Below are 24,556 nucleotides of genomic sequence, written 5' to 3'. Positions count from 1 at the left end.
ATAATTGAATTAATCCACGGATGCGATAGTTGGGATCTTACATATCATTAGTTAAAGAGATGTAGATCAAATTGATCTTAAATAAGCCTTTTTGATTATGTCCGATTACGGACAAATACCTTATAAAAAAGGGTTTTATCCCTGTTTTCTCTCTGTTCTTTTAAGGAATGAAGGAGAAAAAGCGAGTCAATAGTTTTACTTGTCTGCCCCCTCGCTTCGAGGAGGCATTTTGTGCTTTGTTTTAATTTTGTGATCACCGTGTGATTTTTACAGAAACCAAAGCACTTATAAACCAGGTCGGACACCCAATGTGTGGCAAATCGCGTAACTCATTTCAGCGCGGTTAAGCGTATAGAAGTGGAAATCTTTCACTCCTTCACGGCTTAAAATCTTCACCATATCCATCGCAATATTCGCGCCCACCAGCTTGCGGGTTTCGGCGTCGTCATCCAGACCATCAAACATTTGCGCCATCCACGCCGGAATGCGTACGTTGGTCATGTCAGCAAATTTCTTCGCCTGTTTAAAGTTAGAGACGGGCAAAATGCCAGGAATAATTTCCACATCGATACCCGCCGAAACGCAGCGATCACGAAAACGCAGGTAGCTTTCGACATCAAAGAAGAATTGGGTAATCGCGCGATTGGCGCCGGCGTCCACTTTGCGTTTCAGGTTAAGCAAATCCGCCTGGGCGCTTTTCGCTTCCGGATGCACTTCCGGATACGCCGCCACGGAGATATCGAAATCCGCGACGTCTTTTAACAGCGTCACCAGGTCAGAGGCATACATTTCCGGCTTACCGCTTCCCGTCGGCAGGTCGCCACGCAGCGCCACGATATGGCGAATACCGTTATTCCAATAGTCGCGGGCGATGGTCCGCAGCTCGTCAGGCGTCGCATCAATGCAGGTGAGATGCGGTGCAGCCTCCAGACCAGTACGGTCTTTAATGCCTTTAATGATGCTGTGCGTACGGTCGCGCTCGCCGGAGTTTGCGCCATAGGTCACTGAAACAAATTTCGGTTTCAGGCTACTAAGACGATCGATGGAGTTCCACAGGGTCTGCTCCATTTCACTGGTACGCGGCGGGAAAAATTCGAACGAAACATTAATCTGCCCCTGGACTTCGGCCAGGCTCTGATTCAGGGCATCCCGCTGGCTGGCGTGAAAAAAGCTCATACCTTACCTCATCAATCGCTTGTAGTTATATGTTGTGTTGTGAACATCTATCCATTTAGACGTCCAGATGTAAAGATGAAGGAAAAGCCGAGGGGCGTCAACCGAAAAATGCCCCATGATGGTGAGGAAAAATCAGGGAAGATGAATTTTCTTCATTTGAATGTGGGAGTAAATGGGTTCTCTCACATTATCGCGCGCGAAGTAATGAATAAACGGATAAACCATCGGCTTCAAATTGATTTAAATAAGAGTTAATTAATATGCTCGTCTGTGTTAGCTGGACACTTATTTAAATAAAACAAATAGATACCATAATTTGCATTCAATACTGCATGTTTATTATTTGAACTACTTCAAACTATTAACAATTTCTCCAAAATTATGTTGCAGAGCAATTATGCATCCCCCACGATAAGTAGAACGTTCTACTAGAACGTTCTACTTATACAAAAAAAGACTAATTCGCGCAGATTTATGCGCTATTCGGGGGAAATCAGCATGAATCTGATGTCGAGTTTCGTGAAGTCACTTTCTAAATTGTCGATGATTGGTCGCGCCCTAATGCTGCCAATTTCGCTTCTGCCTGCCGCTGGGCTGTTACTGGCGTTCGGAGATAAATTCCATTTGCCGTTGATGATGAATGCAGGCGGCATTATTTTTGATAACTTGCCGATGCTTTTTGCTATCGGTTCCGCCGTAGGGCTGGCTTCTGAATCGGGAATTGCGGCGTTATCCGCAGCCGTTTCCGTTTTTGTCACCAATATCACCATCAGCACCGTACTTAGCATCACGCCAGAAATGGCCGGGCAAGGCGGCAAATACGCGATGGTGGTGGGTATCCCCACATTGCAAATGGGCGTTTTTGGCGGCCTGATATGTGGGATCCTGGCGGCGTGGTGTTACAACCGTTTTCATACCATGCAATTGCCAGAATTCCTTGGTTTTTTCTCCGGGAAACGCTTTGTCGCTATCGCGACGGCTTTTCTCTCCTTCATTCTTGGCCTGTTACTACCCTATGTCTGGCAACACATTCAGTCAGGAATCGATGCATTATCGGTTATCGTTAATGGTAACAACCAAGCAGCATCGACCTTTATTTTTGGTGTAACTGAACGAGCGCTCATTCCGCTTGGCTTGCACCACATCTGGTATCCGTCGTTTTGGTATTCTTTTGGGGATTACACTACCCATGCCGGGCAAATGATTCACGGCGATCAGACGATTTGGTTCAAGATGTTGGAAGAAGGGGTGAAATCATTTAGCAGCGACAGTTATCATGACGCCGGTAAATTTATGCAAGGCGAATTCCCCTTGATGCTGTTTGCCCTGCCTGCGGCGTGCCTGGCGATGTACCATGAAGCGCACACAAAGAATAAGAAAATTGCCGCCGGTATTCTGTTCTCAGCCGCATTAACCTGTTTTCTGACCGGTATTACAGAACCCGTTGAATTTACATTTATCTTTGTCGCCCCTGTGCTGTATATCTTCAATGCCATCATGGCAGGCCTTTCCTATATGGCGATGTATCTGCTACATGCACATATTGCCAAATCCTTCTCTGCAGGGCTTATTGACTATATTTCGTTTGGCATCCTGCCATCCTTTAACGGCTATGAAACCAACTTCCTGAGCGCCATTATCGTCGGCGTGCCAATGGCGGTGATCTACTACTTCACCTTCCGCTTTGTTATTCGTCGTTTTGATGTGAAAACGCCTGGTCGTACTGAAACTACGGTTAGCGCTAATGATAAAACCGATGACGAGCTGGCAACAGAAATCATCACGCTGCTTGGCGGTCAGCAAAACATTAAATCGGTAGGCTCCTGCATCACGCGTTTACGTCTGGAAGTCTCTGATAAAGAAGCGGTGGATCAGGATGGTCTAAATAATATTGGCGCCCGTGGCGTGGTTTATGTTGGCGATAACGGCATTCAGGTCATTTTTGGCGCGCGAGCGCAATTTATCGCGCAAACCATGTCGACGATGATCGGTAAATAGCCTTAAGATTACTCGATGTCAGAGGTTCTGGTCCCTGACCAGAACCTTCTTGCTATTTAAAGAATCAACGTTGTTCAGGGAGTGAGTTTGAAGAAAGTCAGCATAATTGATGTTGCCAAAAGAGCCGGAGTTTCCGTCTCTACCGTGTCGCTAGTGCTGCGCCAGAAAGGGAAAATCTCAGAGGCGACCATCGGGAAAGTTCATGCTGCTATTGACGAACTGGGCTACGTGCATAATGTTGCCGCCGCCAATTTACGTTCCCACACGTCAAATATTATCGGACTGATTTTACGTGATTTTAGCGATAGCTTTTCCATCAAAGTGATGGCCAGTATTGTTCAGGAACTGGAAGCCAGGGGCTATATGGTATTCCTTGGGCAACCACAGAACGAACATGAACATCTTGAACGTTGTTTACTTTCCTTCAAGCAACAAGGTGTTGCCGGAGTGATTTATCTGGCTTCCGATGCGCATCGTGAAACCCTCCCCACGCTAATCCGCCAGTGTTCGCTTCCCCTTGTTGTCGCGTCACAAACGCCTATCAAAGATGAGTGCAACCTGGTGTTGCGTGACAACCAGCAGGCAGCAAGTCTTGCCACACGTTATTTAATTGAGCGCGGCCATCGTTACATTGCCTATCTCGGTGGCAGAGAAAGTGATCTTATCCGTCAGCAGCGACTGGTTGGTTTTCGCCAGACCCTGGCAAAATTTGGCATTGCTTGTCGTGACGAGTTCACGCCAGCCTGTGACGGTGACACCTGGGCTGCCAGCATGGCAACGCGCCAGTTGCTGGAAAATAACAACGCCATTACCGCCCTGCTCTGCCATTCGCCCGAGGCCATGATTGGCAGCATCAACGGCATACATCAGGTGGGGCGTACCGTCGGGAAAGACGTCTTTCTGACCCAGCAGGTAGCGCTAATTGGTTTTGAAGATATGCTGCATATCAACCTGACCTCTCCTGTTTTCACCTATGTATCTTCCGCCAGTGAAGAAACCGGACGCCAGGCAGCGACCCTGATGATTCGCAAATTAAAAGACCCGGATTTGCAAACCCAAAAAATTGCGCTTTCCGGGCAACTGGTGGTGCGGGAATCGGCGTAAAAGAGATGCTTTCAAATAATTCTTTGCCGAAAGCATCCTTCTTTTACAAGCCAGGGTAAAAGCAATTACAACAACTGCGCCAGTCGGTTGATATCCGACTGAATCGCCCCGGCGGTGACGTCGCGCCCTGCGCCAGGCCCACGGATCACCAGCGGATTATCGCGATACCAGCGGCTTTCGATGGCAAAGACGTTATCGCACGGCAGCAATGATGCCAGCGGATGGTCTTCACGTACCGCTTCCACGCCTACACGCGCTTTGCCGTTGGCATCGAAACGCGCTACGTAGCGCAGCACCAGCCCCATTTCACGGGCAGCTTCCAGCCGTTGCACCATCTGCTCGTTAAGTTCATCGCCATTTTCAAAGAAGTGGTCGATGCTGCCGCCTTCGCAATGGGCAGGCACCAGCGACTCCACGCGTACCTGATCCGGTTCGATGTTGTAACCTGCTTCACGCGCCAGAATCACCAGCTTGCGCATCACGTCTTTGCCGGAGAGATCGTCACGCGGGTCAGGTTCGGTTAAGCCCTGCTGCCAGGCCTGATCCACCAGCTCGGTAAACGGCACGCTACCGTCGAATTGCAGGAACAGCCAGGAGAGCGTGCCGGAGAAGATCCCACTGATCGACAAAATAGTATCGCCGCTGTCGATCAGATCGCGCACGGTATGGTTGATCGGCAAGCCCGCACCGACGGTGGCATTGTACAGCCAGTGACGCCCGGTTTTTTCGAAGGCGTCGTGGATCTGGCGATATTTATTGCTGTCGCTGGCTCCCGCCAGTTTGTTGGCACTGATGACGTGGAAACCGTGGCTGGCGAAATCGAGATATTGATCAGCAAGCTGCTGGCTGGCAGTAACATCCAGCACCACTAAATCATCATACGGATGGGCACGCATCCACAGGAACAACGACTCTTCATCCTGCTCGACTGCTTCATCGTTGAAGAAGGCTAACGCGCGGCTGGCGTCCAGCCCGTCGTAGCTCAACAGGCTGCGACGGCTGTCCACCACGCCTGCCAGCACAAATTCAAAGCCGGTGCGTGCCGAGAGCGTACTCTGCTCGCGGGCGAACAGTTCCAGCCAGCGGGAGCCGATATTGCCCTTGCCGAACAGCACCAGGCCGATGCGTTTTTCTGCACGGAAGACGGACTGATGCAGCCCCTGAATCAGGCTTTCGGTTGGTCCGGTGCGCAGTACTGCCACCAGGCTGATGCCGTCATCCGACTGCCAGGTAAACTCGACCGGCTGGCCTTTCAATTGCTGCCAAAAGCGGTGGCAATGCAGCGGGTTACGGGTGACGCCCGCCCCAACCATCGCCACCAGCGCCAGCCCCTGACGCAGGCGCAGTTCGCCGGGTAATCCCGCTTCGTCGAGGATTTTCAGCGCACTGTCAGCGACTTCTGCGGTGTAGCAAAATTGCAGCAACTGGCGATCGTTATGCACGCCAACTGCCAGTGGACGCACCTGAGCACGTTTCAGGATTTGGTCGATCTCTTTATGCGCCAGTTTGAAATCCTGGCTGGTGGGCACCTGAAACTCAATCAAGCAGACATCATCATGGCTGGTGACAATACGCGCGCCAGTACCGGAGGCCAGCACACGTTCAATACGCGTGGAGCCTTGGTCTGGCGTGTAGCTACAGCGCAGTTGCAGGTCGATTTCGCTGCCAGAAACCGGCTGTAAAGTACGGGCGTGAAGAACGGGAGCCGCCAGACGCGCCAGTTCGCTGGCTTCATCCAGACGCAGCAACGGCAGCAGGCAGGCATCTTTCACTTTACGCGGGTCGGCGCTGTATACCCCGGCGACGTCGCTCCAGATGGTTACGCGAGAAACGCCCGCCAGCGCACCGATTTGTGTCGCGGAATAGTCGGAACCGTTACGCCCCAGCAGCACCGTTTCACCGGCGTTGTTACGGCTGATAAACCCGGTCACCACCAGACGTTTGCCCGGATGTTGTACCAGTAGCTGTTGCAGCAGCGGGTAAGAAAGCCCTTCATCAACCTGCGGCTGCGCGGCGCGTTCAGCGCGTAAAAACTCGCGGGCATCAAGCCAGGCCGCAGGCAGCCCTTGTTGATTAAGCACCGCAGACATCAGGCGCGCCGACCACACTTCACCGTGGCCCACCACTTCCGCATACACCGCATCGTTAATACCACTGTCGAGCAACGCCGCCAGGCGTTCCAGATCGCTGACAAAAGCGCTAATGAGGCTATCGGCTTCTTCAGCGGGTAGCAGACCGCTAATCAGATCGCACTGATAGCGACGCAGCGTTTGTTGAACCTGATGCGCAGAGAGACGATCGGTCTGGCTTAGTTTCAACCAGTTAATCAACTGGTTAGTGGTGCTACCGGCGGCGGAAACCACCATCATATCGTCAGGCTGAGAGTACTCCGCCATAATGCCCGCGACACGCAAATAACACTTCACATCAGCCAGACTACTGCCACCAAATTTATGCAGCTGACGACCTTTCGCCCCTGCCTGCGCAATCACACTCATTTTTACCCCTTGTTTGCAGCCCGGAAGCCATTTTCCAGGTCGGCAATTAAATCTTCGCCATCTTCAATACCGGTGGAGATACGCAGCAGCGTCTCGGAGATCCCGGCGGCAGCACGCGCTTCTGGCGCCATGCCTGCATGTGTCATGGTTGCGGCGTGAGAGATTAAACTTTCCACTCCCCCTAACGATTCCGCCAGCGTAAACAACGACAGCCCGCCCAGGAAACGACGCAGCGTCTGCTCATCGCCATCCAGTTCAAAACTCAACATTGCGCCAAAGCCTTTTTGCTGGCGCGCGGCAATTTCATGCCCCTGATTTTCCGGCAGCGACGGGTGATACAGTTTTTTCACCAACGGCTGGGTTTGCAGATATTTCACAATCGCCTGCGCGTTGCGCTGGGCCAGCTCCATACGCGGCACCAGCGTTCGCAACCCTCGCAGTAGCAGATAGCTGTCAAACGCGCCGCCCGTCACGCCAATATTGTTTGCCCACCAGGCCAGTTCGGTGACAACGTCCGGGTCTTTAGCAATCACCACGCCGGCCACCACGTCAGAGTGGCCGTTCAGATATTTCGTACATGAATGCAACACCAGATCGGCACCCAATGCCAGCGGATTTTGCAATGCCGGGCTTAAGAAGGTGTTATCCACCACGCTCACCGCCCCGACTTCCCTTGCCAGATGGCAGATTTTCGCAATATCCACGACGCGTAACAATGGATTACTTGGGCTTTCTACCAGCACCAGTTTAGGTTTTTCCGCCAGTGCCGCCTGCAATGACTGCTCATCACCTTGATCAACAAATAGCACGCGATAACAGCCGCGTTTTGCCAGGCTGTCAAACAGGCGATAGCTGCCGCCGTAGCAGTCGTGCGGTGCAACCAGCAAATCGCCAGGTTTCAAAAAGACGGTAGTGACCAGGTGGATCGCTGACATCCCGGTATTTGTAAGTACCGCGCCAGCACCGCCTTCCAGTTCCGCCAGCGCCCGCTGAACCACATCGCGCGTTGGGTTGCCGCGACGCGAGTAATCATGCGCGCGCGGCTCGTTAAATCCGGTAAAGTTATAGGTGCTGGAAAGATGGATCGGTGGGACAACGCAACCATACTGTTCGTCGTCATTTAACCCGCTACGCACTGCGATGGTGGCCTGTTTACGCGTCATGTGATGAAGTTCCCTGGGCTTTGTCGGTGAAATGTCAGGCACCAGAGTAAACATTGTGTTAATGGACGTCAATACATCTGGACATCTAAACTTCTTTGCGTATAGATTGAGCAATTCCCCAATAACCGTTAAAATTACATGCATTATCACGCCGACAGGTGCATTACACGATGTCACGGTAGCGCCTGTACGGTAAACTATGCGGGTTTATGGCCATTACCCACATTAATTGTGTGGTCTGGTTTCAATTTATTGACGAAGAGGATTAAGTATCTCATGGCTGAATGGAGCGGCGAATATATCAGCCCATACGCTGAGCACGGCAAGAAGAGTGAGCAAGTCAAAAAGATTACGGTTTCCATTCCTCTTAAGGTGTTAAAAATCCTCACCGATGAACGCACGCGTCGTCAGGTGAACAACCTGCGTCACGCTACCAACAGCGAACTGCTGTGCGAAGCGTTTCTGCATGCCTTTACCGGGCAACCTCTGCCGGATGATGCCGACCTGCGTAAAGAGCGCAGCGACGAAATTCCGGAAGCGGCAAAAGAGATCATGCGTGAGATGGGGATTAACCCGGAGACGTGGGAATACTAATGCTGAAAAAAGCGGTCTGGCGTTAACCAGCCGCTTTTTTTATACATGGACGTTTAACTATGAAAAACAGGCTGCTGATCCTCAGCCTGCTGGTTTCTGTACCTGCCTTTGCCTGGCAACCACAAACCGGCGACATCATCTTTCAGATCTCTCGCTCATCGCAAAGTAAAGCGATCCAACTGGCAACTCATTCCGATTACAGCCACACCGGTATGCTGGTGATACGCAACAAAAAGCCCTACGTTTTTGAAGCGGTCGGCCCGGTGAAATACACCCCCCTCAAGCAGTGGATCGCCCACGGTGAAGATGGCAAATACATTGTTCGCCGCGTTGAAGGCGGACTGAATACCGAACAACAGCAAAAACTGGCGCAAACGGCAAAACGTTATCTCGGCAAACCGTATGACTTTAGCTTCTCGTGGAGCGATGATCGTCAGTACTGCTCGGAAGTCGTTTGGAAGGTTTATCAGAACGCGCTGGGAATGCGCATAGGTGAACAGCAAAAGCTGAAAGAATTCGATCTTAGCAACCCGCTGGTCCAGGGAAAGCTTAAAGAACGATACGGTAAAAATATCCCGCTTGAGGAAACGGTGGTTTCGCCACAAGCCGTTTTCGATGCGCCACAACTCACCACGGTTGCCAAAGAATGGCCGCTGTTTTCCTGGTAATGGATTACTGTGAACACGGCTGGCGTTCCCGCCGCAAACGTTAATCGCGTTTTGCCATAACTCGAAATGCGCTTTACGCAACCAAACGGGTACGAAATCGATGATGAAAGGCAATTGTGCGGAGAAGCAAGTGGGCCAATCACATCGTGACTGGCCCTAAAACTTAGCTTTTTTGGGTCTGAAGCTCTGGTTGATACGTCTCAGCATCATTTTGACGTTGTTTTTCCATAGCGATCGCACCAAAGTGCGTTAACGTACAGAAAATGATGCAACAGATAACACCAGCAAGCAGAAGATAAAAACCACCATCCCAACCAACCTCATCGACCATAATACCAAACAGGCTTGTACCAAGCGTCGCTCCAAGAATATAGCTCATGAAACCACGCAAACCGACAGCAGAGCCCACGGCAAAACTGGGTACAATTTCCATTGTCTGAACAGAGGCCAGGAACTGCGGAACATAGATAAGGCAGCCCACGCAAGCAGCGAAAATAGTAATAGAGAGTAGAGAATCGCTTTTCCAGTAGCCCAACAGGCAGAAGAAAATCAATACCATACTGATAATCGCTGGCGGCATACGGCGACCATGAAATAATTTATCACTCAACCAGCCAGCAAATAATGTCGTTGGAATAGCCGCCCATTCGAAGATTAAAAATGCCGTACTCATTTCGGTCTTTGTAAAATGCTTCACGCTTAACAGATAAATAGGTAACCAGCTGATAATTCCGAAACGCACCATATAGACAAAAACATCAACGAAAGAGACAAACCAGGCATTCTTATTTTTAAGCACATAGGTACAAAAAATTTGCCAGGCCGTCATATCTTCCGGCGCACGATCATCTTTTGCTTTAATGCTGACGTCGTCCGGAACGATTTCGTTTAATGGCGGCAAACCTTCACTTACCGGTGAACCTTTACCTGACATCAGTACCACGATAGCAATGACAACAGAGACAATCGCTGGAATAACATATGTTGCTATTTTCCAGTGTTCAGTGCCCAGTACGGCAAATGCGCCGCCGACAATCGGAGCAACAATACCACCACCCACGTTGTGCGAAATATTCCAGACCGCGCCGACAATGCCCCGTTCTTTACGAGGAAACCAGTTGGCGATCGTAATAAACGACGGGCCAACACCCATTCCCTGAAAGAAACCATTCAGAATGACAAGTCCTGCAAACATCCAGAATGCGAAACTAAAACCAAGTGCCACGTTAACGAGAGCACAAAGTATTAAACCCACTGCCATATATACTTTAGGATTAGCTTTATCCGCCAGACTGCTCATTATCCCTTTACTAATACCGTAGGCTATCAGCATACAACTGCTTAACAGCCCTATTTGCGTCGCAGAAAGATTAAGCTCTTGTTTTAAATACGGAGTAGAGAGAACAAAGTTATTCCTGACAATGTAATACGAAAGATAACCGATAAATACGCTGAATAACGCCTGCATACGGTAACGATTATAGGTACTTTTCACTTCACTTTCAGGAACCTTATGTGTTGCCACTTTAGGTTTCAATAAAGAAAGCATATATCACCTTCCAGTTCATAGTGTTGTTTAATCAAATAATAATATTCATAGCAATGCTCATTACTACTCTCTGAAGAGTATTTAAAAAGCCTTTGCTTAGTGAGTTTTGAAGATAGTGAAGCAAGAGAGTTTAAGTTACAATACAGGGCAAATGAGTCAAAACTGACTCAAAAAAACAAATTAAATGTCCCATTTCTTTCCCATATTTGATTTTGGAAAATGCAACATGGTTATTATTTAAACCTTAACGTGTTACAACAGGCCCAATTTAAAAAAAATTAGTTTTATTAAAATTTTCATTTTTTGAGTTCAATCACATATTTTGCTTCGATAATCGGGATCATTGAAGATACTTGTTCTTGTTATGCCTGAGAACCATGCTGCACAACATGAAAACCTTCATCACCGCACAACAAAAAGCAGAGTCTGAACACCTTCAGGATATCCGTCGTAACACGCTGATTTGCGCTCAAATTAAGGCCTTTTTTATGGTTTCTGAAGACTGGAACTCCGTCATGATTACTGAGACGCTAAGTCTGCATCAGGCCACCGCAGATGACCCTATTTACGATAGTGCTTGTTATTACCATCCTCAACGAGTAAAAAAATGGGATGAAGCCGCCAATAACAAATTTCATTTTTTACTGCTATACAGTCAGAACCTGAATCTGAGAGCGAAAATGTGGAAATTAATTAATGCGCATTTCCGTAACAGTCACTTGCGGATATAGTAATGCTGGTTGCTTGCCGAATTAATGATAATTTACAAATACAAAAACACATGGCTTGAAGTTCGTTGCTTATGTTAACTAATGGATAACAACATGGATTACAGCCCAGGAATTTATCTCTTATTAATGGGATTTTTGACATGATTCGCATTATACAAAGAGCACTAATCTATTGGATTTTATATATCAGCGTTGCCTCAGCGCATGAATTAGTGATTGCTACAACGCTTTCTTCGGAAGCGACAGAGCACATTATCAGTCAATGGCAAAAGCAACCACAGGCAACCAAAATCCGTACGCTCAACCGAACCAGTGCATCTATTGAGCGCCTGCTGGAAAATCCATTGGGTGAAAATATTGATCTAGTACTGAGTTCATCCCCGATGTTGCTACAGCGGTTACAAAGTAAAAATCTGCTCCAGCCATTTAATAATCAAATAGAAACAAGTAGAAAGTTAGTACCGGAATCCATTCGTTCAACCACCGTTGCTGTTGCCATATCGGGCTACGGCATTCTTATCAATGTGGCGCATCTGGAAGACAAAAAAGAGCCTGTGCCAACGTCATGGCAGGAATTAAGTAAGTCGCGTTATCAAGGAACGCTATTAATGAGCAGTCCTTCTCGTTCAGATACTACTCATCTGATGATTGAAGATCTTCTGCAACAACAAGGATGGAGTAGCGGTTGGAGTACGCTACTGAAAATAGGCGGTAATCTCGCCACCATTTCATCACGTAGCTTCGGCGTAGCAAATAAGATCAGTACAGGACTGGGGGACGCTGGTCCGGTAATCGACAATTACGCTAACGTACTGCTTAATAATTCAACTTTACGTTTCAGCTATTTCCCCAACTCGCGCGCAGCGCCTATGTTTATTGCCATTACAGAAGGCAGTAATCATCCACAAGAGGCGGGACGTTTTATTGATTTCTTGTTGAGTCCGGAAGGTCAGCAAGCACTGAGCGATTCTGATTCAGGGAAGTATCCGGTATATCCTCTGCCCTCCGGCACTCCACTCGCTGACCAACAAATGCGGTTATTTGCATCTCCTTCGCTTGATTACCCGTTGATCATGCAACGCCAAAAGCTCGTGCAATTGTTATTTGATTATGCGATTACTTTTCGCCTTACCGAGCTTCAGAAAAGCTGGAAAGCATTATATGCCGCAGAACATCGGCTTAAGCGGACATTGCCAGAGATGCGCGCACTATTAACCGCGGTTCCCGTTACTCCGCAACAGTCTGTTAATCCTACATATCTACAGCAATTCGAACTGCAATCAGGTTTTCGTGAAGCCCAGATTATGGCATGGCAGCAGTTTTTCCTGCAGCAGCAGCAATTAGTGAATACGCAACTTGAGTCATTAAAGTGAAACAACTACATACTATCGGGACGAGCTTGCGTCTCGCCTTTGTTTTTAGTGCCGTTCTTACGCTATTCGTTAGTGTAGTTAGCCTTTATTCCTGGCATGAACAAAATTCCCAGGTTCGCTACGCACTTGACGATTATTTCCCACGAATTCAGGCTTCATTTCTTTTTGAAGAAAATCTCACGGCATTGGTAAATGAATTCAATGAGCTACAACAGACAACCAACACCGATAGCCGCCTTCAGGTAAGAGAGCAAATTGAACAACGGCTACAAAAAATTCAGTCAATTAATCCCCATCTTGATTCAGTACATCAAAGTGCGCTTAACCAACAGGTCGCCAGTAGTCGCAAATTGCTTGGCAATCTCGATAAGGCATTGAATGAACATAATAAGGAAAACGGAAAACTCGACGTTATCTCTTCAAGAGTTAACTGGTTGCATGACGATTTCAATAATGAACTCAACTCCCTGACTCAGGATTTAAGTTGGCAACAATCATCATTGCTCAATCAACTCAGCCAACGGAAAGATCTTCACGAAAACCAGGGGTTGCAAAATGCACTGCAATCTATTCAAAACGAGTTGCAGCTCGTTTTCGAACTCTCACATATAGAAACTGAAATCGTCAGTACCTTAAAGGAGATGCTTAACACGCATAACAATGATACCGAGTCGTTAAGACAACATATTCAATACCTGGATTTTTTGAAGCATAGCATTGACGAAAATGTGCGGTCGTTAGCTTCTTATTCCAGCACTATTACATTACACCAGACAGTTTATTCCCTGTGGGAACTGGGTACACAGCAAAATTATCTACCCGGAACTCTGGCCGCCTGGCGGCAGGCTCAACAGACCCTTATGAATACCATCAGGGATAAAGAGCGTGTATTTACGCAAATACGCGGCCAATTAGAAACGCAACTGGGTAATAGCCATCAACAGCTACAAACTTTCAATCTGCGATTAGAAAAAATAATGCAAATTAGTGGACTACTGATTTTTGCCGCTATGGTGACGGCCTTACTGTTCGTTATTCTGGTGAATTACTTCTACATTCGGCCAAGAATGATCCGCCGTTTTCGCTTACTGAATGATGCCGTCGTCAAATTAAGTAACGGTGAACTCGATGCAGATATTCCAGTCTCCGGCAATGATGAGCTTGGTAGAATTGCCAACCTGCTCCGCCAGACGATAGCGCAAATTAATCAGCAGCAACGTCAACTGGGGCAGGAAATCTGTGATCGAATCGCGACAGAAAAAAATCTGCGAACAGCACAAAGTGAATTGATCCAAACCGCCAAACTGGCCGTAGTCGGGCAGACAATGACAACACTGGCACATGAAATCAATCAACCGCTTAATGCATTATCTATGTACCTGTTCAGCGCCAATCGCGCTATAGAGCAACAAGACGCTGGTTTGGCGAAAAACTATATCGTTACGATGCGATTGCTGGTTGAGCGCATGGATAATATCGTTAAACGACTGCGAAACTTCGCCCGCCGCCGCGATGGTGAACTCGTAGGTGGAGCAATTAATTTACAGCAGGTAATTTATTCATCCTGGGAGCTTCTGGCATTGAAACATCGGCCACTGAAAGCATCTCTTCACTACCCGGATAATTTTCCTGCCGTTTATGGCGACGATGTTTTGATTCAACAAGTTTTAGTTAATTTATTTACGAATGCCCTGGAAGCCAGTCAGGAAAAACCGCCCACAATAACCATTAACTTTGAAGAAGAAGACACCACGTTAACGCTCTATATTGCTGATAATGGAAAAGGCTGGCCAGTGCTTCTGGCTGATCGACTATTAACACCGTTTACGACTGACAAAGCTGTAGGTTTAGGTATTGGTCTTTCGATTAGTCATTCTATTATGCGTCAGTGCCAAGGAGAGCTATATATCGCGTCTACCCTCGACCGCCATGCGTTGGTTATTCTATGTTTCAGGAAACTTTAAGCATGACAGATACAACTCCAACAATACTGCTCATTGATGACGACAATGATGTTCTGCAAGCCTACAGTTCTCTCTTACAGCAAGAGGGTTATGCCGTATGTACCTGTAGCAATCCTTCAGAAGCGCTGCAATTGCTGCAAGATACCTGGGAAGGAATCGTGGTATGCGACGTTTGCATGCCGGATATTTCAGGCATTATGCTGCTGGAAAAAATAATGCTGATTGATCCTAATCTTCCCATTCTGATGATCACCGGCCACGGCGATGTCCCAATGGCCGTTGAAGCGGTAAAAAAAGGAGCGTGGGATTTCCTGCAAAAACCGATCAATCCGGAACAATTTTTATCGCTTATCGAAAAAGCGCTGGCAGAGCGTGAAGATTATCTGGAACAAAAAAAATGGCGACGAGCGCAATTTAATCGGCACTTAATTGGTAACAGTGGCTGGGTTCGTCAGACGCGTCAGCAGCTTGAAACTCTGGCAGAAACCGATCTTCCCGTCTGTTTTTACGGCGAACCTGGAACCGGCAGAACATTAGCCGCCCATTATCTTCACCAATTTAGTTCTCGCAAGGAAAGGCCTTTAATTGAACGCACACTCAGCGCTAATAGTCAGCAACCGCTGGAAGAATGGGTGGAAGAAGCAAAAGGTGGCACGCTGTTATTAAAAGAACTTGAATATTTAACGCAAGAAAATCAGCGTCTCTTGATTCAACTCCAGGAACGCCCACAGGATCGATCGTTTCGTCTGATTGTTGTTAATCAAAGCCCTCTGGCTGCACTTGCCGCCACACAAAAAATTATTCCCGCATTGTATTTTCTTTTTTCACTTACCCACATCGAATGCCCACCGCTAAGTCAACGCCCGGGGGATATTGAGCCTATTTTTCACCATTATCTGACTCTCACCTGTAAACGATTAAATCGCCAACAACCGCTGCTGGGGAAAACGTTTTATAAGCGACTGATGGCGCGAACCTGGCCCGGTAATATCATTGAATTAATAAATGCAGCAGAATTGGTGGCTGTGGGTGTTTTAATGCTGGACGATTCAGTCAGTTTGCAGATGATGGATGCTGATCCAACACCACTTGATGAACGTGTAGAAAGCTATGAAAGACAAATAATTATTGATGCACTCAACTTCTTCCAGGGACGTATCAACGACGTTGCCGATTACTTTCAGATCCCCAGAAAAAAGCTGTATTTGCGCATGAAAAAATACGGTATTGATAAAATGGATTTTCGCGATGTAAAGGAAAGATAACAATCCAATACGTTATCCTGCTAATGAAAGTTTTCAGGCACAAAAAAAGCGCCGTTCGGCGCTTTTTTCGGAAATCCGGTCTTATTTGCTGCCCGGGATGTTGAAACGCTTGTTGAAGCGGTCAACACGGCCACCGGTAGCAACATCACGCTGTTTGCCAGTGAAGAACGGGTGGCACTTGCTGCACACGTCGAGGTTCAGATCATGACCAACGGTGGAGCGGATTTTCATTACGTTACCGCAAGAGCAGCTAGCAGTAATTTCTTCGTATTTCGGGTGAATATCTTTTTTCATGGGAAAACCTCGGTTTAAGGCCGCGTCGCTCTTCCAGCCCTAACGCCAGACACCACGCGATGTTTAAAGTATAGTTTCAATACGATCATTTCGTATCAAAGGCGCCGAATCATACAGAAATTAACCAGCGTATGCAAACTGATCCGCACTCCTCTACCGCAATGTGTATACTGTTCCACCGAATTTCAAGTCAGGATGATGCTATGCCCGTTGCCCACGTTGCCTTGCCCGTTCCGCTTCCCCGCACCTTTGACTATCTCCTGCCAGAAGGCATGACTGTTAAAGCCGGGTGTCGCGTGCGCGTGCCGTTTGGCAAACAGCAGGAGCGCATCGGGATTGTCGTGTCAGTTAGCGACGTCAGCGAGTTGCCGCTCAACGAACTGAAAACCGTAGTAGAAGTGCTGGACAGTGAACCCGTTTTTTCCAGTTCCGTTTGGCGCTTACTGCTTTGGGCGGCGGATTACTATCATCATCCAATTGGCGATGTATTGTTTCATGCCTTGCCGATTTTATTGCGCCAGGGGCGGCCTGCGGCGAACGCGCCCATGTGGTACTGGTTTGCTACCGAACAAGGTCAGGCGGTGGATATCAACAGCCTGAAACGTTCGCCTAAGCAACAACAGGCGCTGGCGGCGTTGCGACAAGGGAAAATCTGGCGTGACCAGGTAGCGGAACTTGAATTCAACGATGCCGCACTACAGGCGCTGCGCAAAAAAGGTCTTTGCGAGCTGGCAAGCGAAACGCCGGAATTTAGCGACTGGCGAACGAACTATGCTGTTACTGGCGAACGTCTACGGCTGAATACCGAACAAGCCACCGCCGTTGGCGCAATTCATAGCGCGGCGGATACTTTTTCTGCCTGGCTGCTGGCGGGCGTTACCGGTTCCGGTAAAACAGAGGTTTATTTGAGCGTGCTGGAAAACGTGCTCGCTCAGGGCAAGCAGGCGCTGGTGATGGTGCCGGAAATCGGCCTGACACCCCAGACGATCGCCCGTTTTCGTGAACGGTTTAATGCGCCAGTGGAAGTTCTGCATTCCGGCCTGAATGACTGTGAGCGCCTTTCGGCCTGGCTGAAAGCGAAAAATGGCGAGGCGGCGATTATGATTGGCACCCGTTCCGCACTGTTTACACCGTTTAAAAATCTCGGTGTGATTGTTATCGATGAAGAGCACGATAGTTCCTACAAGCAGCAGGAAGGCTGGCGCTATCATGCCCGCGACCTGGCGGTATATCGCGCGCACAGCGAGAAAATCCCGATAATTCTCGGTTCGGCAACACCCGCGCTGGAAACATTATGCAACGTGCAGCAGAAAAAATACCGCCTGCTGCGTCTGACACGTCGGGCGGGTAATGCGCGTCCGGCAATTCAACATGTACTGGATTTAAAAGGTCAGAAGGTGCAGGCGGGGCTGGCTCCGGCGTTAATCACCCGTATGCGCCAGCATTTGCAGGCCGATAACCAGGTCATTCTCTTTCTTAACCGCCGTGGTTTTGCGCCTGCACTGCTGTGCCACGACTGCGGCTGGATTGCCGAATGTCCACGTTGCGATCACTACTACACGTTGCATCAGGCGCAGCAGCATTTGCGCTGCCATCATTGCGACAGTCAGCGTCCAGTACCGCGCCAGTGTCCGTCCTGCGGCTCTACCCATCTGGTGCCGGTGGGTCTGGGAACAGAACAACTTGAACAGACGTTAGCGCCGCTTTTCCCTGGTGTAGCCATTTCACGTATCGACCGCGATACCACCAGCCGTAAAGGCGCGCTGGAGCAGCAACTGGCAGAAGTGCATCGCGGCGGCGCGCGAATTTTGATTGGCACGCAAATGCTGGCGAAAGGTCACCATTTCCCGGATGTAACGCTGGTTGCATTACTGGACGTGGACGGCGCGCTGTTTTCTGCCGATTTTCGCTCGGCGGAGCGTTTTGCCCAGCTATACACCCAGGTGGCAGGCCGTGCCGGACGCGCAGGTAAACAAGGCGAAGTGGTGCTGCAAACGCACCATCCGGAACATCCTCTCTTACAAACCTTGCTGTATAAAGGTTATGACGCTTTTGCGGAACAGGCGTTGGCCGAGCGGCGAATGATGCAACTGCCGCCGTGGACCAGCCATGTGATTGTGCGCGCGGAGGATCATAACAATCAGCACGCGCCGCTGTTCCTGCAACAGTTGCGTAATCTGCTTCTCTCCAGCCCACTGGCGGATGACAAATTGTGGGTTCTCGGCCCGGTTCCGGCTCTGGCGCCTAAACGCGGCGGTCGCTGGCGCTGGCAAATCTTGTTGCAGCACCCTTCCCGCGTGCGTTTACAACACATCATCAATGGCACACTGGCGCTTATCAATACCATACCGGATTCACGCAAAGTGAAATGGGTGCTGGATGTTGATCCCATTGAGGGGTAAACCACTCACGATGCGAGGCGGATCGAAAAATTAAATATTCATCACACTTTTCATGAAAATTCTGTAACCGTTTTCACGCACTATCTGCTAAAAATGTTGCCGATATGAAGTAAACATGGATGTAGTACGCCTGACGTGCCAGGCGAGGAGTGAGTGTGAAAGCGAAGAAGCAGGAAACTGCCGCAACAATGAAAGACGTTGCCCTGAAGGCAAAAGTCTCTACAGCGACCGTCTCCCGAGCATTAATGAATCCAGATAAAGTCTCCCTGGCCACCCGTAATCGGGTTGAAAAAGCAGCCCGGGAAGTGGGTTATTTTCCGCAGCCAATGGGGCGTAACGCTAAGCGTAATGAATCCCGAACGATTCTGGTGATTGTCCCGGATATCTGCGACCCCTTCTTTAGCGAAATTATTCGCGGTATCGAAGTCACGGCGGCAAGTCATGGATATCTGGTACTGATTGGCGACTGCGCACACCAAAATCAGCAGGAAAAGACCTTTATCGACTTGATCATCACCAAACAAATTGATGGCATGTTGCTGCTGGGTTCAAGGCTGCCGTTTGATGCAAGCATAGAGGAACAACGTAATCTGCCGCCGATGGTGATGGCGAACGAATTCGCACCAGAGCTGGAACTGCCTACGGTTCATATCGACAACCTGACCGCTGCCTTTGATGCCGTAAATTATCTGTATGAACAAGGGCATAAACTGATTGGCTGTATTGCCGGCCCCGAAGAGATGCCATTGTGTCACTACCGTCTACAAGGCTACGTGCAGGCACTGCGTCGCTGCGGCATTATGGTTGATCCGCAATATATCGCCCGGGGCGACTTCACCTTCGAAGCCGGAAGTAAAGCCATGCAACAGCTGCTCGACCTTCCGCAACCGCCAACTGCCGTCTTCTGTCATAGCGATGTCATGGCGCTCGGCGCACTTTCTCAGGCGAAACGCCAGGGGCTGAAAGTCCCTGACGACCTTTCCATAATCGGTTTTGACAACATCGACCTGACACAATTTTGCGATCCGCCGCTGACAACCATTGCACAGCCGCGCTACGAAATTGGTCGGGAAGCTATGCTGTTACTGCTTGATCAAATGCAGGGGCAAACGGTCGGAAGCGGCTCACGTTTAATGGACTGCGAGCTTATTATCCGGGGATCGACGCGCACGTTATCTTAAAGTAAACCTTTAAGGCTTCCGTGACTGGTCAAAGGCCCGCCGCTTAAGTAACATGGCGGGCTGACGAACGAATAAATACAGCGAAACGATAGTGGCACAACGAGATTATGTACGCCGCAGCCAACCGGCACCTTCGCGGCGAAAAAAGAGCACCTCACGGAAAAAGCAACGAAATATGCCTGCGGTTTCTCCCGCAATGGTCGCTATTGCTGCAGCCGTTCTTGTGACCTTTATCGGGGGTCTGTACTTCATTACGCACCACAAGAAAGAAGAGTCTGAGACGCTGCAAAGCCAGAAAGTGACCGGAAACGGGCTACCTCCGAAACCGGAAGAACGTTGGCGCTATATTAAAGAGCTGGAAAGTCGCCAGCCGGGCGTACGTGCGCCAACAGAACCGTCTGCTGGCGGCGAAGTGAAAACGCCGGATCAGCTGACTCCGGAGCAGCGCCAGCTTCTTGAACAAATGCAGGCTGATATGCGTCAGCAACCAACGCAGCTTGCCGAAGTCCCGTGGAATGAGCAGACACCGGCACAGCGCCAGCAAACGCTGCAACGCCAGCGTCAGGCGCAGCAGTTAGCGGAACAGCAACGCCTGGCTCAGCAGTCGCGTACGACCGAGCAAAGCTGGCAGCAACAGACGCGTACGTCGCAAGCCGCGCCGGTACAAGCGCAACCGCGCCAGTCTAAACCGGCTTCTACCCAGCAACCGTACCAGGATCTGCTGCAAACGCCTGCGCATACAACCTCGCCGCCGAAGCCACAGCAGGCCGCACCAGTAGCACGCGCGGCTGAAGCGCCAAAACCAACAGCGGAGAAGAAAGATGAACGTCGCTGGATGGTTCAGTGCGGTTCATTTAAAGGTGCTGAACAGGCTGAGACTGTACGTGCGCAGTTGGCTTTCGAAGGCTTTGACTCGAAAATTACCACCAACAATGGCTGGAATCGTGTGGTCATCGGGCCGGTGAAAGGCAAAGAGAACGCTGACAACACCCTCAATCGTTTGAAGATGGCAGGCCATACAAACTGCATTCGGCTCGCCACCGGGGGTTGAAACCCTCAAAATCTCCCCCATCTATACTTGCATTATGCCCCGCACAATTGTGCGGGGCTTGAATTCTGTATTCCTAACCAAGGGGTCTGCTCGTGACAACTATAGTAAGCGTACGCCGTAATGGCCACGTAGTAATCGCCGGTGATGGTCAGGCCACACTGGGTAACACCGTAATGAAAGGCAACGTTAAAAAAGTTCGCCGCCTGTATAACGATAAAGTGATCGCAGGCTTTGCCGGCGGCACGGCGGATGCCTTCACGCTGTTCGAACTGTTTGAACGTAAACTGGAAATGCATCAGGGCCATCTGGTTAAAGCGGCAGTTGAGCTGGCAAAAGACTGGCGTACCGATCGCATGTTGCGCAAACTTGAAGCACTGCTGGCGGTCGCGGACGAAACTGCATCGCTGATCATCACCGGTAACGGTGACGTGGTGCAGCCAGAAAACGATCTTATTGCTATCGGCTCCGGCGGCCCTTACGCCCAGGCTGCGGCACGCGCTCTGTTAGAAAACACAGAACTTAGCGCCCGTGAAATTGCTGAAAAGGCGTTGGATATTGCAGGCGATATTTGCATCTATACCAACCATTTCCATACCATCGAAGAATTAAGCTACAAAGCGTAAGGATCTCCCATGTCTGAAATGACCCCACGCGAAATCGTCAGCGAACTTGATAAGCACATCATCGGCCAGGATAACGCTAAGCGTTCCGTGGCGATTGCACTGCGTAACCGCTGGCGCCGCATGCAGCTCAACGAAGAGTTGCGCCATGAAGTAACCCCGAAAAACATTCTGATGATCGGCCCGACCGGCGTCGGTAAAACTGAAATCGCCCGTCGTCTGGCTAAGCTGGCGAACGCGCCGTTCATCAAAGTTGAAGCAACCAAATTCACCGAAGTCGGTTATGTAGGTAAAGAAGTCGATTCTATTATTCGCGACCTGACCGATGCCGCAGTGAAAATGGTACGTGTACAAGCTATCGAGAAAAACCGTTATCGCGCTGAAGAACTGGCAGAAGAACGTATTCTCGACGTGCTGATCCCACCGGCTAAAAACAACTGGGGACAGACCGAACAGCAGCAGGAACCTTCCGCTGCCCGTCAGGCATTCCGCAAAAAACTGCGTGAAGGCCAACTCGATGACAAAGAAATCGAGATCGATCTTGCCGCAGCACCGATGGGCGTTGAAATTATGGCGCCTCCGGGAATGGAAGAGATGACCAGTCAGTTGCAGTCTATGTTCCAGAACTTGGGCGGTCAGAAGCAAAAAGCGCGTAAGCTGAAAATCAAAGACGCCATGAAGCTGCTGATTGAAGAAGAAGCGGCGAAACTGGTAAATCCGGAAGAATTGAAGCAAGACGCTATCGACGCCGTAGAACAGCACGGGATCGTGTTCATCGACGAAATCGACAAAATCTGTAAGCGCGGCGAATCCTCCGGCCCGGATGTTTCTCGTGAAGGCGTTCAGCGTGACCTGCTGCCGCTGGTAGAAGGTTGTACTGTTTCCACCAAACACGGGATGGTCAAAACAGACCACATTCTGTTCATCGCTTCTGGCGCATTCCAGGTTGCGAAACCGTCTGACCTGATCCCAGAACTGCAAGGTCGTCTGCCGATCCGCGTTGAGCTGCAGGCCCTGACCACCAGCGACTTTGAGCGTATTCTGACCGAGCCGAATGCCTCTATCACCGTGCAGTACAAAGCACTGATGGCGACCGAAGGCGTGAATATTGAGTTCACCGACTCCGGTATCAAACGCATTGCAGAAGCGGCATGGCAGGTAAACGAATCTACCGAAAACATCGGTGCGCGTCGTTTACATACCGTTCTGGAGCGTTTGATGGAAGAGATTTCCTACGACGCCAGCGATTTAAGCGGTCAAACCATCACTATTGACGCAGATTATGTGAGCAAACATCTGGATGCGTTGGTGGCAGATGAAGATCTGAGCCGTTTTATCCTATAATCGCGTTCAATCATTTTCATCATTGTTTGATGGGGCTGAAAGGCCCCATTTTTATTGGCGCGTATTATGACTGAACAACAAATTAGCCGAACTCAGGCGTGGCTGGAAAGTTTACGACCTAAAACCCTCCCCCTCGCCTTTGCTGCAATTATCGTCGGGACGGCGCTGGCATGGTGGCAAGGTCACTTCGATCCGCTGGTCGCTCTGCTGGCACTCATTACCGCCGGGCTATTACAGATCCTCTCTAACCTCGCCAATGACTACGGTGATGCCGTCAAAGGTAGCGACAAACCTGACCGCATTGGACCGCTGCGCGGCATGCAAAAAGGGGTCATTACCCAGCAAGAGATGAAACGGGCGCTCATTATTACCGTCGTGCTCATTTGCCTCTCTGGACTGGCGCTGGTCGCAGTGGCGTGTCATAACCTGGCTGATTTTGTCGGCTTCCTGATTCTTGGTGGGTTATCAATTATCGCCGCTATCACCTATACCGTGGGCAATCGCCCTTATGGTTATATCGGCCTGGGTGATATTTCCGTACTGGTTTTCTTTGGCTGGTTGAGCGTGATGGGCAGCTGGTATTTGCAGGCGCATACGCTGATTCCGGCGCTGATCCTTCCGGCAACGGCCTGTGGTCTGCTGGCAACGGCGGTGCTCAACATTAACAATCTGCGCGATATCAATAGCGACCGCGAGAATGGCAAAAACACACTGGTAGTGCGCTTAGGTGAAGTGAACGCCCGTCGTTACCATGCTTGCCTGCTGATGGGCTCGCTGGTGTGTCTGGCGCTGTTTAATCTCTTTTCACTGCATAGCCTGTGGGGTTGGCTGTTCCTGCTGGCAGCACCGTTGCTGGTGAAGCAAGCCCGTTATGTGATGCATGAAATGGACCCGGTGGCGATGCGTCCGATGCTGGAACGCACCGTCAAGGGAGCATTATTAACTAACCTGCTGTTTGTTTTGGGAATATTCTTAAGCCAGTGGGCTACATAACTGACAAATATCAATTAACAATTGATGATTTTGCCAACAACCCACATAGCGCGATATACTGAAAATTCTCGCAGCAACTGAATGTTAAGCCTATGAAATACGATACTTCCGAGCTTTGTGACATCTATCAAGAAGATGTCAACGTCGTGGAACCGCTGTTCTCCAACTTTGGTGGACGGGCGTCGTTTGGCGGACAAATCATCACGGTAAAATGTTTCGAGGACAACGGGTTGCTGTACGATCTGCTCGAACAGAATGGCCGTGGTCGTGTCCTTGTCGTCGATGGCGGTGGTTCTGTTCGTCGCGCACTGGTCGATGCTGAACTGGCACGTCTGGCAGTACAAAATGAATGGGAAGGTCTGGTCATTTACGGCGCGGTGCGTCAGGTAGATGATCTGGAAGAGCTGGACATCGGCATCCAGGCGATGGCCGCAATTCCGGTCGGTGCCGCTGGCGAAGGCATTGGCGAAAGCGATGTCCGCGTCAATTTTGGCGGCGTCACCTTCTTCTCCGGCGACCATCTCTATGCCGACAATACCGGGATTATTCTTTCTGAAGATCCGCTGGATATTGAATAAGTATCTGCCA

Annotated in this window: 20 protein-coding genes; 15 read left to right on the top strand and 5 right to left on the bottom strand. The window is 49.7% G+C overall.

The window, feature by feature from the left end; genetic code table 11:
- Nucleotides 1-285: 285 nt before the first annotated feature.
- Complete coding sequence (metF, locus tag FEK46_RS07790; RefSeq protein WP_135560289.1) at nucleotides 286-1,176, bottom strand: methylenetetrahydrofolate reductase; 891 nt, start codon at nucleotides 1,174-1,176, stop codon at nucleotides 286-288.
- 498 nt (nucleotides 1,177-1,674) lie between these two features.
- Here metF and FEK46_RS07785 point away from each other — a divergent pair, with 498 nt between their 5' ends.
- Together FEK46_RS07785 and malI are read left to right on the top strand one after the other, a co-directional pair.
- Nucleotides 1,675-3,174 (top strand): PTS transporter subunit EIIC, encoded by a 1,500-nt coding sequence (locus tag FEK46_RS07785; RefSeq protein ID WP_131161576.1) that lies wholly within the window; start codon nucleotides 1,675-1,677, stop codon nucleotides 3,172-3,174.
- Nucleotides 3,175-3,261: 87 nt separating this feature from the next.
- Nucleotides 3,262-4,278 carry a Mal regulon transcriptional regulator MalI gene (gene malI, locus FEK46_RS07780; protein ID WP_135560291.1) on the top strand — a complete coding sequence of 339 codons (1,017 nt, stop codon included), beginning with the start codon at nucleotides 3,262-3,264 and terminating at the stop codon, nucleotides 4,276-4,278.
- Nucleotides 4,279-4,343: 65 nt separating this feature from the next.
- Here malI and metL read toward each other — a convergent pair whose 3' ends face one another.
- Entirely contained in the window at nucleotides 4,344-6,776 is a 2,433-nt protein-coding gene (gene metL, locus FEK46_RS07775) for a bifunctional aspartate kinase/homoserine dehydrogenase II (RefSeq protein ID WP_135493215.1), read from the bottom strand.
- Between the two features lie 2 nt (nucleotides 6,777-6,778).
- Nucleotides 6,779-7,939, bottom strand: a complete 1,161-nt coding sequence (gene metB, locus FEK46_RS07770) for a cystathionine gamma-synthase (RefSeq protein ID WP_131161573.1) — start codon at nucleotides 7,937-7,939, stop codon at nucleotides 6,779-6,781.
- Nucleotides 7,940-8,215: 276 nt separating this feature from the next.
- Between metB and metJ the strand changes: the two genes are divergently transcribed.
- Nucleotides 8,216-8,533 carry a met regulon transcriptional regulator MetJ gene (metJ, locus tag FEK46_RS07765; RefSeq protein ID WP_000852812.1) on the top strand — a complete coding sequence of 106 codons (318 nt, stop codon included), beginning with the start codon at nucleotides 8,216-8,218 and terminating at the stop codon, nucleotides 8,531-8,533.
- A 59-nt stretch (nucleotides 8,534-8,592) separates the two neighbouring features.
- Nucleotides 8,593-9,201, top strand: a complete 609-nt coding sequence (locus tag FEK46_RS07760; RefSeq protein ID WP_135408547.1) for a YiiX family permuted papain-like enzyme — start codon at nucleotides 8,593-8,595, stop codon at nucleotides 9,199-9,201.
- Between the two features lie 163 nt (nucleotides 9,202-9,364).
- Here FEK46_RS07760 and FEK46_RS07755 read toward each other — a convergent pair whose 3' ends face one another.
- Nucleotides 9,365-10,750 (bottom strand): MFS transporter, encoded by a 1,386-nt coding sequence (locus tag FEK46_RS07755; protein ID WP_130206592.1) that lies wholly within the window; start codon nucleotides 10,748-10,750, stop codon nucleotides 9,365-9,367.
- A gap of 389 nt (nucleotides 10,751-11,139) precedes the next feature.
- On the opposite strand from FEK46_RS07755, the gene FEK46_RS07750 reads away from it, so the two are divergent.
- The 4 genes from FEK46_RS07750 (at nucleotide 11,140) to FEK46_RS07735 (ending at nucleotide 16,083) form a co-directional block, all read left to right on the top strand.
- A complete protein-coding gene (locus FEK46_RS07750; RefSeq protein WP_135490497.1) occupies nucleotides 11,140-11,481 on the top strand; it encodes a hypothetical protein in 342 nt (113 codons plus the stop codon).
- Between the two features lie 140 nt (nucleotides 11,482-11,621).
- A complete protein-coding gene (locus FEK46_RS07745) occupies nucleotides 11,622-12,854 on the top strand; it encodes an ABC transporter substrate-binding protein (RefSeq protein WP_135408545.1) in 1,233 nt (410 codons plus the stop codon).
- Nucleotides 12,851-14,818, top strand: a complete 1,968-nt coding sequence (locus FEK46_RS07740) for an ATP-binding protein (RefSeq protein ID WP_135560292.1) — start codon at nucleotides 12,851-12,853, stop codon at nucleotides 14,816-14,818. Before FEK46_RS07745 ends, FEK46_RS07740 begins: the two co-directional genes overlap by 4 nt.
- Before the next feature lie 2 nt (nucleotides 14,819-14,820).
- Nucleotides 14,821-16,083 (top strand): sigma-54 dependent transcriptional regulator, encoded by a 1,263-nt coding sequence (locus tag FEK46_RS07735; RefSeq protein WP_130215272.1) that lies wholly within the window; start codon nucleotides 14,821-14,823, stop codon nucleotides 16,081-16,083.
- Between the two features lie 81 nt (nucleotides 16,084-16,164).
- Here the strand turns inward: FEK46_RS07735 and rpmE are convergent, their stop codons facing one another.
- Nucleotides 16,165-16,377 (bottom strand): 50S ribosomal protein L31, encoded by a 213-nt coding sequence (gene rpmE / locus FEK46_RS07730; protein ID WP_000710769.1) that lies wholly within the window; start codon nucleotides 16,375-16,377, stop codon nucleotides 16,165-16,167.
- Nucleotides 16,378-16,580: 203 nt separating this feature from the next.
- Here rpmE and priA point away from each other — a divergent pair, with 203 nt between their 5' ends.
- From priA to rraA, 7 genes are all read left to right on the top strand, one after another.
- Complete coding sequence (gene priA / locus FEK46_RS07725; protein ID WP_135560293.1) at nucleotides 16,581-18,779, top strand: primosomal protein N'; 2,199 nt, start codon at nucleotides 16,581-16,583, stop codon at nucleotides 18,777-18,779.
- Between the two features lie 155 nt (nucleotides 18,780-18,934).
- Nucleotides 18,935-19,960 (top strand): DNA-binding transcriptional regulator CytR, encoded by a 1,026-nt coding sequence (gene cytR, locus FEK46_RS07720; RefSeq protein ID WP_130206604.1) that lies wholly within the window; start codon nucleotides 18,935-18,937, stop codon nucleotides 19,958-19,960.
- A gap of 91 nt (nucleotides 19,961-20,051) precedes the next feature.
- Nucleotides 20,052-21,011 (top strand): cell division protein FtsN, encoded by a 960-nt coding sequence (gene ftsN / locus FEK46_RS07715; RefSeq protein WP_130206606.1) that lies wholly within the window; start codon nucleotides 20,052-20,054, stop codon nucleotides 21,009-21,011.
- Nucleotides 21,012-21,103: 92 nt separating this feature from the next.
- Nucleotides 21,104-21,634, top strand: coding sequence for an ATP-dependent protease subunit HslV (hslV, locus tag FEK46_RS07710; RefSeq protein ID WP_000208242.1), 531 nt, complete (start codon nucleotides 21,104-21,106; stop codon nucleotides 21,632-21,634).
- Nucleotides 21,635-21,643: 9 nt separating this feature from the next.
- On the top strand, nucleotides 21,644-22,975 hold the full coding sequence (hslU, locus tag FEK46_RS07705; RefSeq protein WP_001293348.1) for an HslU--HslV peptidase ATPase subunit: 1,332 nt from the start codon (nucleotides 21,644-21,646) through the stop codon (nucleotides 22,973-22,975).
- A gap of 66 nt (nucleotides 22,976-23,041) precedes the next feature.
- Nucleotides 23,042-23,968: a 1,4-dihydroxy-2-naphthoate polyprenyltransferase gene (menA, locus tag FEK46_RS07700; RefSeq protein ID WP_130206608.1), complete on the top strand. Its 927-nt coding sequence runs from the start codon at nucleotides 23,042-23,044 to the stop codon at nucleotides 23,966-23,968.
- Between the two features lie 92 nt (nucleotides 23,969-24,060).
- The gene (gene rraA, locus FEK46_RS07695) at nucleotides 24,061-24,546 is read left to right on the top strand and encodes a ribonuclease E activity regulator RraA (RefSeq protein ID WP_000872908.1); all 486 of its coding nucleotides are present in this window, start codon (nucleotides 24,061-24,063) and stop codon (nucleotides 24,544-24,546) included.
- Nucleotides 24,547-24,556 lie beyond the last annotated feature (10 nt).

Origin of the sequence: Escherichia sp. E4736 (assembly GCF_005781225.1) — a bacterium.
In the GTDB taxonomy this organism is placed as follows: Bacteria; Pseudomonadota; Gammaproteobacteria; order Enterobacterales; family Enterobacteriaceae; genus Escherichia.
This window is presented reverse-complemented; position numbering and strand designations above follow the sequence as displayed.